We start from the raw sequence: 13112 nt of genomic DNA on the forward strand, positions 1-13112 counted from the left end.
CCGTCGCGAAGCCGCTTTTCGCTCGCTCTCGCACGGACGCGGCCGATCCCGGTCGAAAACCGGCCGCCGTACCACCGACGGTTGCACTCGAGGGGGTAGCGAGCGACGTTTGCACGCCTATTAGTGCAGTGGGAGTGAGTAGCAAGCATAGATGCTCGAGAAGCCAGATCTGAACGGCCAGACCGCGTTTATTACGGGAACGACTCGAGGAATCGGGAAGCAACTCGCGCTCGCGCTCGCTGAACAGGGATGTAACATCGTCTCGACGGGAAAGACGGTCGACGATTCGGACTCCGACCTCGACGGGACGATCCACAAGACGGCCGACGCGTGCGCCGAGAAAGGCGTCGAAACGCACGCGATCCAGCTGGACGTCCGCGACGAGGAGAACATCGACGCGGCCATCGACGAGGCGATCGACGAAATGGGCGAGATCAACATCGTCATCAACAACGCCTCGGCCATCCAGACGGAGTCCGTCGAGGAGATGCCGGCGAACCGATTCGACCTGATGAACGAGGTCAACGTGCGCGGAACCTACCTCGTCTCTCGAGGCTTCATCGACCACCTCAGAGAAGTCGAGGAAGACACCTGGATTCTGACCAACGCCCCGCCGGTCGCGATGGACCGCGCGCCGGGGCGGGCCGCCTACGCCTGGTCGAAGATGGGGATGTCCTTCATCACGCTGTCGCTGGCCGACGAGCTGGCGGACGACGAGATCGGCTGTAACTCCTTCTGGCCCGTTACCGCGATCGACACGCGCGCGACCCGCTACTTCGGAATGGGGACCGAAGACGACTGGCGCACACCCGAGATCGTCTCGGACACGGTGCTGGAGATACTCGACCGCGACCCGGCCGAGTTCACCGGAAACTACGTCTACGACGAAGACTTCCTCCGGGAGGCCGGCGTCGAGGACTTCTCGCAGTACAATCTCACCGACGGCGATCCGGCCCCGATGTCGGCGCAGATCTTCGATCCCGACTACTCGCGGCCCGAGAGCGGCGACGGGACCTAGGGGCGTACAACCGCCTTCGAACCGACGCGGATCAGTTCACGCAGCGTTGAACACCAGTCGATCCTGGGCGCCGTGAATCGTCACGACAGCGCGATGCTCGCCGGTCACGAGCGACCGATCGATCGTCACCTCGAGCACCGTTCCGACCCGCCACTCGTCGCCGGATTCGAGGACGCGTCTCGAGCGCTCACCCGATTCCACGTAGCTCCCGTCGAGCAGTATCTCCAGTGCAGCAGGCTCGAGTGTCTCGCCGCCGACGTTCTTGACGTACAGTGTGATCTGCCCGTCGGTGTCGTCGTACGTCGCACCCGCTTCGGGATCGTTGATAACGGCGATTTCCGCGTCGATCGTCGCGACCGCCCGGTCGGCCTCCGCCGCGGTCGATTGAGCGAACAGCGACGACTGCGTGACGACCGTGCCGGCGAACGTAGCCGCGATGCTCACCGCGGCGATGAACAACAGCGCCTGGGCGACGGCGGCTCGAACCATCCTCCGTGTTCGAAAGCCAGCGTCGGGGAACGGCATATGCCTGCCGGCCGGTCGGACGGCGGCACACCGACGGGCTGTACGCGCACGGCCGCCGCTCAGTCGAGGACGGTGACGTACCTGACCTCGACTTCCACGGACGCGTCGGCGTGGCGGTTGACTCGCTCGCTGAGGGTCTCGGCCAGTTCGGGGACTGACCCGTTCGGCGGTCCGCCGATCGTCACGACGACCTTCTCGGGGCTCCGGAACGGGTAGTCGTCGCCCATCATCACCTCGAGTTCGAGCAACTGGAACGCCTCGTACTGTTCCTGCGAGAGGGTCGATTCGACCGCTTCGCGGGCGTCCTGTTCGAAGTTGCCCGCTTCGTAGGAGGCGTACGTGATGCCGCCGAGGAACACCGCGAAGACGAGGACGATGACGACGAGGCCGACGATTCGCTGGCGAAGGCGCTGTTCCGTCTCCCCCATCCGGAACAGGTTCTCCGGTCGGTAGCCCGCGTACCACAGCGTCAGGAGGCCGGCGAGGTTCACCGACAGCAGGTTGACGAGGACGAGAACCGTCGCGCCGATGGCGGCCGCGGGCTGGCCCCACGCGAGAGCGATCCCCGCGACGCCCGCGGGCGGGATCAACGCCGCCGCGATCATCACGCCGACGAGCGCGACGGAAGTTCCCGTCGCGATGCTCACGACGCCCGCGACGCCAGCACCGAGCGCGATCGCCAGCGAGAGCAGATCGGGAGCGAGCCGCTCCGAGATCTCGCCGACGTTCGACAGGACGAGCCCAGGCGGCACGATGTTCGTCATTCTGGCGAGCAGGGCGAACACCGCGGCAGCACCGATCGCGAGAACGACGCCGATGATCTGGTAGGTAACGCTCTCGGTGAACAGTTCCTCGTCGTCGATCACCGTCCCGACGCTGGCACCCAGCGCCGGCCCGATCAGCGGCGTGATCACCATCGACCCGACGACGACCGCCGGCGAGTCCAGCAGCAGCCCCGCCGTCGCGACGATCGCGCTGATGATCGTCATCACCGCGTAGACCGGAAACGTCGGCGTCAGATCGTCCGCTTCGGCCTGCAACTCCTGACGCGAGATGCGGTCGGACTCCACGTCGCCGTCCTCGTACTCCTCGCGCAGCGCCTGGAACCGCCGTGAGACGACCGTCTCCGCGTCGACGACGACCGTGTACGCGTCCTCGTCGACCCCTACTTCCTGTAGCTCGTCGAGCACCGGCTCCACGGCCGCATCGGGCAGCGGAAAGTAGACGACCGCCGTGTACTCCCGACTGCTGTCCTCGTCAGTCAGGACGTAATCGATCCTGCGCTCGTCGAGCGTCTCGAGGATCGTCTCCCGCTTGCCCGTTGGGACCGTTAACTGTACGAGACGCACGGTCCGATCTGAAACACCCCGGGGTCATAACTCCGGGGCATTCAGTCCCACGCAACGGGGTCACGGTCCGGCTCCCGCCCCCTCCGTGGCTCGAGGGCGAATCAGACCGATAGCCGTCTCGGTGGGTATTAACCCGCGACGCGCCTACACCAGGGTATGTTCGATACCCGCCCGAATCGGGAGGCCGAAGTCGCCCTCGTCGGCCGCTCGAACGTGGGCAAATCCACGCTCATGCGCGAGCTGACCGGCCACAGCTTCGACACCGGGGGCAAACCCGGCGTCACCCGCTCGCCCAACCACTACGACTGGGCACCGGAGGACTTCGTCATCACCGACCTCCCCGGCTTCGGGTTCATGAGCGGCGTCGACGAAGACCACCGCGAGCAGATCAAGACCGAGATCGTCCGCTATCTCGAGGAGTACGCCGACAACGTCCTCGTGGCGATCCTCGTCGTCGACGGCAAGAGCGTCATCGACATCATCGACCGCCACTCCGGCCCCGACGAGATCCCCTACGACGTCGAGATGTTCCACTTCCTGCGCGATCTCGGCATCCCCACCGTCGTCGCCGTCAACAAGATGGACAAGGTCGACGACCGCGACGAGCGGCTGAACGAACTCTGCGACCGCCTCGGCCTCTACCCGCCGTGGAAACAGTGGCAGGAGACCATCGCCCCGATCACCGCAAAGAACGGGCAGATCACCGCCCTCAACGAGGCCGTCCGCGGCCACCTCCACGAGCAGAATCGGGACGACCTGTTCAAATTCTTCTAACGAAATTTTGCCCTGCGTTCTGAGCGGACGGGTGCCCTGACAGCGCACCCGTCCGCTCGTCACTCGGCAAAATTTCGATGAAAAGCACTCCTCCTTCCCCTCCACGCGAGCGCGGCGCGAACCGCCGCGCTCGCGTTTCGGGTCAGTCGTCGGCCCGCTCGCTCACCCTTCGGGTTCGCTCGCGGTGAATGCCGGTGAGCGCCTGCCCTCCCCCGGGTTGCACGGCTCTCGTGGTACTCGAGCCGCGCGCCCGGCCATCGACCCGTGACCGACCGGCTCAGACGACCCTGTTTTTCAGTTCGTCGTCGCGCTCGAGCCGATCGACGTTCTCGCGGACGATCTCGCCCACGTCCCGGAAGTAATCCCGCGTGTAGGCCGCGCAGTGGGGAGAAACGATGACCTCGTCCATCCCCCAGAGCGGCGACTCATCGGGCAGGGGCTCCTCCTCGAAGACGTCCAGCGCCGCGCCCCGGATGTCGCCGCCCTCGAGCGCGTCGATCAGCGCCGACTCGTCGACGACCGGCCCCCGGGCGACGTTCACGAAATAGGCGTCGTCGCGCATGGCTGCGAACACCTCGGCGTCGAAGAGGTGGCGCGTCTCGTCGGTCAGCGGGACGGTGACGATCACGAACTCGACGTCGGAGACGGCCTCGAGTAGCCGGTCGTTCGCGGAGACCTCGTCGAAGCCGGGGACGGGGTCACCCGAGCGCCGGACGCCAGTCACGCGGGCCCCGAGCGCGCCCAGCGTCTCCGCGACGCCCCGGCCGAGCGTGCCGGTACCGACGATACAGGCCGTCGACCCCGGGAGGGTGAACGCTTCGTCCCACTCGGGACGGTCCCACCGACGCCGTTGCTGGTTCGCGACGTGGTCGTGGAGCCGGCGGGCGAACATGAGCAGGTAGCCCGCGACCGTCTCCCCGACGGTCCGATCGTGGATTCCCGTACTGTTCGTGAGGACGACGCCGCGGTCCGCGAGCGCGTCGAACGGGAACCGGTCGACGCCGGCCTGAATCGAGTGGATCCAGTCCAGATCGAGGAACGCCGCGCGGTGCTCGAGGGTGACGACCGCGTCGCAGGCGGCGATTCCGTCGTCGCCGATCACCGCAACCTCGACCGGCAGGTCGGCGAGAAAGTCCGCGAGTTCCGCCGGCGGAAACACGTCGTCGACGGATTCGTGAATCCCGAGTCGCTCGAGTTCGAACTGCATAGCGGGCGGTACGCTCGAGTCGCGGTTCAAGGTTTGGGCGACGCCGATGCCAGAGGGCGCTCCAGGTATCAGAACGGTGGCTCGGTGAAGGCTATCATCACAAGGGGCTAAGCGGGGGTAACTTTCGTCATCGCCACCGTCTCGGCGTACGAGCGACCGACGCAAAAAACCCCACGAACCGGCCGACACCCGAACCGCTCGGCCATCCCGAGCACCGGTTGTGATTTTATCAGCTTCGGAGACGTCTGTACGAACGATGGCGAAGACAGATATCGAGCGGTATCCGGGCGGCGAATCGGTCGGCCGATGACGGACGGTCGCACGGACGCCGATCGCGGCGGTGACGGGCGTGGTCGCCGATTGCCGTACGGAGACGACGAAACCGCCGTGTTCGTCCGGGATGTCGTGAGCGTCGTCGCGATCGTCGCGGCCGTCGCGCTCGTTCTCTTCGCGGTCAGCGGCATCTGGCCGCCGTTCGTCGCCGTCGAAAGCGGGAGCATGGAACCGAACGTCCACACGGGAGACCTGGTCTTCGTCGTCCAAGAGGAGCGGTTCGTCGGCGACGATCCGGTCGCGGAGACGGGGATCGTCCCGATCGAAAACAGCCGAGGCGGCGACGAACGGCTCGGACGGGCCGGCGACGTGATCGTGTTCCAGCCCAACGGAAACCCGTCGAAAACGCCGGTCATCCATCGGGCCTACTTCTGGGTCGAGGACGGCGAGAACTGGATCCGGACCAGTGCCAACCCGGCCTACACGTACAACCGCCCCTGTGCGGAGATCGAGAGCTGTCCGGCACCCCACGACGGATTCATTACGAAGGGCGACGCGAGCGGCGTCTACGATCAGATCGGCGGCAACGAGCCGAAAACGACCGTCGTTCGCCCCGGCTGGATCGTCGGAAAAGCGATGGTCCGAATCCCCTGGCTCGGAAACGTCCGACTCCTGCTCGAGTCGCTGCTCGGTCTCAGCGTCGTCGGCCCGGTCGCGATGACGACGCTCAGGTGATCGGCAGACCGTTTGTCCTGCTACCCCTGTGGCCAGTCCTCGAGTCGGCCGACTCAACCGACGGCGTCGATCACGGTCGGCGGTCGGTGAAACGGGCGTCTGGTAACAAGTATAAGAAATAGCCACTCACGTTCCGAAATCGTTCGTGCATTTATTCGGGTCCGGTCAGAAGGAGTAGCGAATGGCTGCAATCGAAAACGCATCTTCGTTCGACGAGTTCGACGCCGACGCGATCCTCGAGAAGATACTCGAAATCTGTGGCGATCAGGTGCACTCGTTCGCCGAGTACGATGCCGAGACGTACAATATCATATATATGAGCGAGCAGATGGCCGACCAGTTCGATGGCGAGGACGACATAGCGGAACTCTCCGATCGAATCCACAGCGACTATCGACTCGATTTCACTGAAAAGGAGATGTACGAGGACGTCTACGGCGAACTCGGCGAAGTTCGCGCGTTCAGCGTCTTCTTCGATCAGAACGCTATCTTTCGATTCGTCGGTGAACGGACCGGCCTATACGTCTCGTTGGCTCCAGACGCGCCCTTCAACCAGGTAATCGAAGCGGTGTACGACCTCATCGGGGAGGGGTCGTGGTGATGCGTACCGAAGACGAACAGCGATTGGCGCGGGCCTCAAGCGTCTTGCTTCTCGGGTCGATGCTCGACCGTCCGACGAAACAGTCCCACGAAACGCTGCTGTCGGAGGGGGCCGACGAGCCGACCGACATCCTGGCACTGACGTTCCAATCCCCGGACCAGTGGCTGCGATCGTGGTCGGGTGATTCGGAGACGCACGACGGCCGGATCGGGATCATCACGCTCGACGAGTCGCCCGCTCGGATGCAACGGCAAGCCGACGGGGTGACCTCGATTACGGTCAATCCGGCGGATCTGACCGGGATCGGGATGAAACTGAGCGACTACCTGTCGAGTCAGGTCGAAACGGGCACCGAAACGGCGATCTGCTTCGATTCGGTCACCGGCCTGCTCCAGTACACGAACCAGAAGTCCGTGTTCCGATTTTTGCGGGTGATCACCCGCCGTATCGAGCAAATCGACGGAATCGCTCACTTCCACCTGGACCCGGGCGCACACGACCGCAAAACGATCAATACGCTCAAGTCGCCCTTCGACGCGATCGTCGAGGTAGACGATTCGAACGAGGACGTCTCCGTCTCGACGCGTTACTGAGGCGAGACCGGACGAGTTGCCGAGACGACAACGGCAGTTCGAAACTCCGCCGCCACAGGGAACTCGCGGGGGTACCGCTTCGTCACGGCCGTCGTCGGCTGCTATTCGCCCGAGGGGTCGCGGTCCGTCGTCTCCCGCCCTGCCGAGGCACCGCCGTCGCGCCACTCCTCGAGGCCACGCAATTCCTCGGCCACGGCCTCGATATCGGCCGGCTCGAGCGCGCCCCGTTCAGTGACGACCTCGGTCACGCAGTCGGCGGACGTCACGTCGAACGTCGGGTTCAGGACGTCGATCGGCGCGTCGCCGTCGTACACCGCTGATCGGTCGCCGGACTCGAGGTTCACGTCCTCGCGGGACGAGACCTTGTCCGTGGCCGCGACGACCGAAACCGGAACCCCCTCGCGGTCGGCGGCGATCGCCAGCGCCCGCGTTCCGGTCTTGTTCACGACGGAGCCGTCGGAAAGGACGGTGTCCGCACCGACGACGATGCGATCGACCGACTCGCTCGCGAGGATGTGCGCGATTGCCGCGTCGGTGTGGACCGTCACCGCGCCGTCGATCGCCTCGGCCAGTTCCTCCGCGACGGCGATTCCCTCACGGGCCGGCCGCGATTCGGCGACGAAAACGCGGGCGGGCGCGCCCTCGCGGAGCGCCTCGAGGACGGTCCCCGATCGCGAGAGCGTGGCGACGCTCCCCGAGAGACGCTCGGCGGCGTTTCGAGCGGCGTCCGCGTCGGCCGACAGCGCGCGGTCGATCCCCCTCAGCGCGGCCTCGAGAGCCGCAGGTGCACCCGTCTCCGCTCCGTCATCTCCGTCAGCCTCGGCCATCGCTCGGTTCACCCGATTCCGGAGGACCGCCATCGACGGTCGCGCCTCGAGCAACCGACCGGCGAGTTCCGCGAGTTCGTCCCGCTCGCCGTCCGGGTCGGCGCCGAACTCGCGACGCTCGGCGACGAGCAGCCCCGCCCGATCGCGCAGCACCTCGAGCGCGCGCACCGAGAGATACGCTGCGCCGTGGTCACCGTCGGCGGCGATCGATCGAACGGTGGGCGCGACGCGTTCGTAGGCCGTCCACAGTTCCGGTACCGTCTCGCGGTCGTCGCCGACGCCCTCGAGCAGTTCGGTGGGGGATACCCACTCGAACTCGTCGTGTTCCTCGCTCAGTTCGATCGCACGAGTTTCGCAGTCGAACAGGTAGGGGTGGACGACCCACTCGCGTGCGAGGTCGGGATCCTCGAACTCGACCGGTCGCCCGGAGCGGACGAGCGAGACGGCATCGGCCTCGAGGCCCGTCTCCTCGCGGATCTCGGTGAGAACCTGTTCGTCAGGCTGACCTTCCGCGAAGCCGGAGACGCCGCCCCACTGTCCCGCGTAGGTGCCGACGGCGTCGCTGCGGCGCAAGCAGAGAACGTCACTCCGATGGCGGAGGAACGCGGTGACGACGTGAGCCGACTCGTCGCGCGTGGTGTCGGTGTCCGGGCACATACGATGGCCCACGGCGACCGGGAACGTGTCGCTTTCGAACGCGCCGTTGCGGACCACGAGGCGCTCGACCCGAGACCGTCCTCGAGTGAGCGAAACGGACGACCGGGGATCGTCCGCTGACCAACGCTTTTCTGAACTGGCGGACGAACGCACGGCTATGACGCGTATCGCGATCGTTTCCGATACCCACGTGCCCACTCGAGAGCCGGAGCTTCCCGCGTGGGTCGTCACCGAGATCGAGGCGGCCGACCACACCATACACGCCGGCGACTTCGAGTCGTTCGGAGCGTACGAGCGGGTCGTCGACCTCACGGGTGGCGAGCTGACGGCCGTTCGAGGCAACGTTGATCCGGCGACGCTCGACGTGCCGACGACGGCCACCCTCGAGATCGACGGCGTGACGTTCGTCGTCACCCACGGCGACGGATCGTCGGGCAACTGGCGGGAACGAGTCGTCGAGACGGCCCGCGAGGAAGCGGGCGCGGACGCCGAAACGACGCTCGTCGCCGTCGCCGGTCACACCCACGCGGTGGTCGACGAGACCGTCACGTTCGACGAGTTCCGCCCGGCAGACGAGGGCCGCGCAGCCGGTCGCGTCCGGATACTCAATCCGGGGAGCGCCACCGGGGCTGCACCCACGACTCACGTGACGATGTACGTCGCGACCGTCGACGACGGCGATCTCACCGTCGAGTTACGGACCGACTGACCGTCGGCGGGCGGCCGCGACGGCGCGAATATACTCGCGAGGCGAGTGCGTGAACTATACCTACCTCGGCTACCCCTGTCTGACCATGACACAGCACGTGACGGGATTGCTCGACGGCGAATCGGCCGCGGGCCAGGAGGGGAGAAGGATCGATGACGGGAGGTGAGCCGAGAGCGGACGGAGGCGCGACCGGCGACGGCGAGACGCGGATCGGCGTCGACGTCGGCGGGACGTTCACCGACGTGGCGCTCTCCGTCGACGATCAGCTCGTCACCGCGAAAGTACCGACGACCGACGACCAGCACGTCGGCGTCCTCGAGGGAATCGAGAAGGCCTGCGACCGCGCCGGTGTCGCCCCGAGCGAGATCGACGGCTTCGCCCACGCGATGACCGTCTCGGTCAACGCCCTGCTGGAACGCGACGGCGCGGAGACCGCGCTCGTGACGACCGAGGGCTTTCGCGACGTGATCGAGATCGGCCGCCAGGACCGGCCGGCGCTGTACGACCTCGAGGCCGAGAAGCCCGCGCCGCTGGTCCCCCGCGACCTGCGGTTCGAAATCGACGAGCGGGCGACGGTCGAGGGCGTCGAGCGTCCCGTCGATCCCGAGACGGTCCGGGACCTCGCGGCGACCCTGCGCGAGCGCGAGGTCGAGGCGGTGGCGGTCTGCCTGCTGCACGCCTACGCCGACCCCGAGAACGAGCGCGTCGTCGCGGAGACGCTGCGCGAAGAACTGGACGTGCCCGTCTCGGCCTCCCACGAGGTACTCGCGGAGTTCCGCGAGTTCGAGCGCACGTCGACCACCGCGGTCGACGCCTACCTCCGGCCGGCGATCGACGACTACGTCGGTCGGCTGGTCGACGAGGCCGACGACGCGGGCATCCCCGAACCGTGGATCATGCAGGCAAACGGCGGCATCGCCGACGCCGAGACGGTCCGCGAACAGGCGGTGACGACCACGCTGTCGGGACCCGCTGCGGGCGTCGTCGGCGCGGCGGCCACCGTCGACGAGCCCGACGTAAACGGGCTCGTCACCTTCGATATGGGGGGCACCTCGAGCGACGTGAGCCTCGTTCGCGACGGGCGGGCCGAGCGGACGACCGACGCCGAGATCGACGGACTGCCGATCCGGACGCCGATGGTCGACGTGAACACGGTCGGCGCGGGCGGCGGCTCGATCGCCTGGGTCGACTCGGGCGGTGCGCTCCGCGTCGGTCCGCAGTCGGCGGGAGCCGACCCCGGTCCGGCCTGCTACGGCAACGGTGGCACGAAGCCGACGGTCACCGACGCCAACGTCGTGCTCGGCTACATCGGCCCGGAGACCGCGCTGGGCGGTGAGCTGACCCTCGACGTCGACGCGGCGCAGAAGGCCCTCGAGCGACTCGCCGACGAGGCCGGGCTCGAGGGGGCGCTCGAGGCGGCCCGCGGCGTCTACCGCGTGGCCAACGCGACGATGACCCGTGCGATCCGGTCCGTGACGGTCGAGCGGGGCCACGACCCCCGCGGGTTCGCGCTGGTCGCGTTCGGCGGCGCGGGGCCGATGCACGCCACGGCGCTGGCCGATTCGCTCTCGATCGACCGCGTCGTCGTGCCGCGGCCGAGCGGCGTCCTCTCCGCGTTCGGCCTGCTCGCGGCCGACGAGAGCTACGACGCCGCTCGAACCGTGGGGGCCGACCTCGAGACGGCGGAGCCGGACGCGCTCGAGGCAGTCTACGACGACCTCGTGGCGGACGTGCTCGCGGACGCGTCCGATCCGGACGCGGCGCGAGTCGAGCGGGCGGCGGACTGCCGGTACGACGGCCAGAGCTTCGAGTTGACCGTACCCGTCGGCGATGCGTTCGATGCCGAAACGGTCGCAGCGCGGTTTCGAGAGACCCACGAACAGGCGTACGGCTACGCGATGGACGAAGCGATCGAAGTCGTCACCCTCCGCGCGACGGCGACGGTGCCCGGGTCCGAGCCGGCGGTCCGCCACGAAGGGACGGGAGGCGACATGATCGGCACCCGCCGCGCGCACTTCCCCGGCGTCGGTCCGCGCACGGCGACCGTCTTCGATCGGGATCGGGTCGCGCCCGGTGCGACGATCTCGAGCCCGGCGATTCTCGAACAGGACGAGAGCACGACCGTCGTTCCGCCCGCGTGGACGGGCGACGTGCTCGCGGACGGGACGCTGGTGCTGACCAAAGAGAGCGACACGACGGAGGGAGACCGATGACCGAACATACTGACGGAACGGACGACAGCGGCGGAACCGACGTGGCCGATATCGATCCGGTCACCCTCGAGGTGCTGCGCAACCAACTCGAGAGCGTCGCCGAGGAGATGGGCCAGACGCTGATCCAGGGGGCCTACTCGCCGAACATCAAGGAGCGACGGGACTGCTCGACGGCACTGTTCGACGCCGACGGTCGGATGGTCGCCCAGGCCGAGCACATCCCGGTCCACCTCGGCGCGATGCCCGCCGCGGTCGACGCCGTGCGGGAGCGCGATCCGGAGCCGGGGGACGTGTTCGTTCTCAACGACCCGTTTACGGGCGGGACGCACCTGCCGGACGTGACGATGGTGTCGCCGCTGGCACCCGGAGACGACGGGAGCGGCGACCGCGAGATCGTCGGCTACGCCGTCTCGCGGGCCCACCACGCCGACGTCGGCGGGGCGACCCCCGGCAGCATGCCGGCCAACTCGCAGGAGATCTATCAGGAGGGGTTGCGGCTCCCGCCGACCCGCTTGGTCGGGGGCGGCCGGCTCAGGGAGGAGATCCGGTCGCTCCTCCTCGCGAACGTGCGCAACCCTCGCGAGCGCCGAGCCGACCTCCGCGCACAGCGGGCAGCGAACGAACGCGCCGAAGACCGGCTCGCTTCTCTCTTCGACGAACACGGTCGGGAGACGGTGCTCGAGGCGTTCGACGCCGTGATCGACTACTCGCGCGAGCGCCTCGAAAGCGAGATCGCAGGGCTATCCGACGGCACCTACGAGGCGACCGACGTGCTCGAGGGCGACGGCGTCACCAACGACGACATCGAAATCGCCGTCACGGTGACGATCGACGGCGAGGCGATCGACGTGGACTTCGCGGGAACCGCCGACCAGGTCGCGGGGAACCTGAACGCGCCGCTCGCGGTCGCGAAGAGCGCCGTCTACTTCGTCGTTCGCTGTCTCACGAATCCCGAGATCCCGCCGAATCACGGCTGTTACGAGCCGGTGACGATCAGTGCGCCCGCAGGTTCGCTGCTCGATCCGACCCCGCCGGCGGCGGTCGTCGGCGGCAACGTCGAGACCAGCCAGCGAGTCACCGACGTGGTCTTCACCGCCCTCGCCGAGGCGGCCCCGGACCGCGTCCCCGCCCAGGGCCAGGGGACGATGAACAACCTCACGATCGGCGCGCGGGACGGCTCCGTTACCTACTACGAGACGATCGGCGGCGGCTTCGGCGCGCGTCCCGACCGCGACGGGATGGACGGCGTTCAGGTCGGCATGACCAACACGCTGAACACGCCGATCGAGGCCCTCGAGACCGAGTACCCGCTCCGCGTCGAGCGCTACGCGCTCCGCGAGGGCAGCGGCGGTCGCGGCCGGTATCGCGGCGGCGAGGGCCTCGAGCGCGCGGTGACCGTCGAGACGCCGGCGACGGTGTCGCTGCTGACCGAGCGCCGTCGCCACGCGCCGAAGGGCGTCGCCGGCGGCGAAGATGGCGCGACCGGCGAGAACCTGATCGACGGCGAGGACGTACCCGCGAAGACGACCGTCGACGTGGACGCCGGAACGACCGTCACCGTCAGAACGCCCGGCGGCGGCGGGCACGGTGAGCCGGACGAGGGAGAGTGAGGGGCGCGGTCGTTCACGCCT

The 13112-nt window shown here is 67.6% G+C and carries 12 protein-coding genes; 8 read left to right on the forward strand and 4 right to left on the reverse strand.

The genetic code is table 11. The features are described 5' to 3' along the window. The first annotated feature begins 151 nt into the window (after positions 1-151). Positions 152-1018, forward strand: a complete 867-nt coding sequence (locus NDO75_RS17530) for an SDR family oxidoreductase (RefSeq protein WP_310907905.1) — start codon at positions 152-154, stop codon at positions 1016-1018. A 36-nt stretch (positions 1019-1054) separates the two neighbouring features. On the opposite strand, the gene NDO75_RS17535 is transcribed toward NDO75_RS17530, so the two are convergent. Next, a complete protein-coding gene (locus NDO75_RS17535) occupies positions 1055-1507 on the reverse strand; it encodes an archaeal flagellar protein G (RefSeq protein ID WP_310907906.1) in 453 nt (150 codons plus the stop codon). 95 nt (positions 1508-1602) lie between these two features. Then, positions 1603-2892 (reverse strand): TIGR00341 family protein, encoded by a 1290-nt coding sequence (locus NDO75_RS17540; protein ID WP_310907907.1) that lies wholly within the window; start codon positions 2890-2892, stop codon positions 1603-1605. 156 nt (positions 2893-3048) lie between these two features. Between NDO75_RS17540 and engB the strand changes: the two genes are divergently transcribed. Next, positions 3049-3666 carry a GTP-binding protein EngB gene (gene engB, locus NDO75_RS17545; RefSeq protein WP_310907908.1) on the forward strand — a complete coding sequence of 206 codons (618 nt, stop codon included), beginning with the start codon at positions 3049-3051 and terminating at the stop codon, positions 3664-3666. Positions 3667-3943: 277 nt separating this feature from the next. On the opposite strand, the gene ddh is transcribed toward engB, so the two are convergent. After that, positions 3944-4873 carry a D-2-hydroxyacid dehydrogenase gene (gene ddh / locus NDO75_RS17550; RefSeq protein WP_310907909.1) on the reverse strand — a complete coding sequence of 310 codons (930 nt, stop codon included), beginning with the start codon at positions 4871-4873 and terminating at the stop codon, positions 3944-3946. A 306-nt stretch (positions 4874-5179) separates the two neighbouring features. Between ddh and NDO75_RS17555 the strand changes: the two genes are divergently transcribed. The 3 genes from NDO75_RS17555 to NDO75_RS17565 all read left to right on the forward strand — a co-directional run bounded on the left by NDO75_RS17555 (position 5180) and on the right by NDO75_RS17565 (position 7075). After that, positions 5180-5881: a S26 family signal peptidase gene (locus NDO75_RS17555; protein WP_310907910.1), complete on the forward strand. Its 702-nt coding sequence runs from the start codon at positions 5180-5182 to the stop codon at positions 5879-5881. 181 nt (positions 5882-6062) lie between these two features. Then, positions 6063-6482, forward strand: a complete 420-nt coding sequence (locus NDO75_RS17560) for a hypothetical protein (protein ID WP_310907911.1) — start codon at positions 6063-6065, stop codon at positions 6480-6482. After that, positions 6482-7075, forward strand: a complete 594-nt coding sequence (locus NDO75_RS17565; RefSeq protein ID WP_310907912.1) for a hypothetical protein — start codon at positions 6482-6484, stop codon at positions 7073-7075. Before NDO75_RS17560 ends, NDO75_RS17565 begins: the two co-directional genes overlap by 1 nt. A 101-nt stretch (positions 7076-7176) precedes the next feature. On the opposite strand, the gene NDO75_RS17570 is transcribed toward NDO75_RS17565, so the two are convergent. Continuing rightward, entirely contained in the window at positions 7177-8559 is a 1383-nt protein-coding gene (locus NDO75_RS17570; RefSeq protein ID WP_310907913.1) for an NUDIX domain-containing protein, read from the reverse strand. A 157-nt stretch (positions 8560-8716) separates the two neighbouring features. On the opposite strand from NDO75_RS17570, the gene NDO75_RS17575 reads away from it, so the two are divergent. From NDO75_RS17575 to NDO75_RS17585, 3 genes are all read left to right on the forward strand, one after another. Beyond that, positions 8717-9268 carry a YfcE family phosphodiesterase gene (locus NDO75_RS17575; protein ID WP_310907914.1) on the forward strand — a complete coding sequence of 184 codons (552 nt, stop codon included), beginning with the start codon at positions 8717-8719 and terminating at the stop codon, positions 9266-9268. Between the two features lie 152 nt (positions 9269-9420). Next, on the forward strand, positions 9421-11481 hold the full coding sequence (locus tag NDO75_RS17580; protein ID WP_310907915.1) for a hydantoinase/oxoprolinase family protein: 2061 nt from the start codon (positions 9421-9423) through the stop codon (positions 11479-11481). Continuing rightward, positions 11478-13091, forward strand: a complete 1614-nt coding sequence (locus NDO75_RS17585) for a hydantoinase B/oxoprolinase family protein (RefSeq protein ID WP_310907916.1) — start codon at positions 11478-11480, stop codon at positions 13089-13091. The genes NDO75_RS17580 and NDO75_RS17585 overlap by 4 nt, the downstream gene beginning before the upstream one ends. Positions 13092-13112 lie beyond the last annotated feature (21 nt).

The organism is Natrinema sp. 1APR25-10V2, assembly GCF_031626495.1.
GTDB lineage: Archaea > Halobacteriota > Halobacteria > Halobacteriales > Natrialbaceae > Natrinema.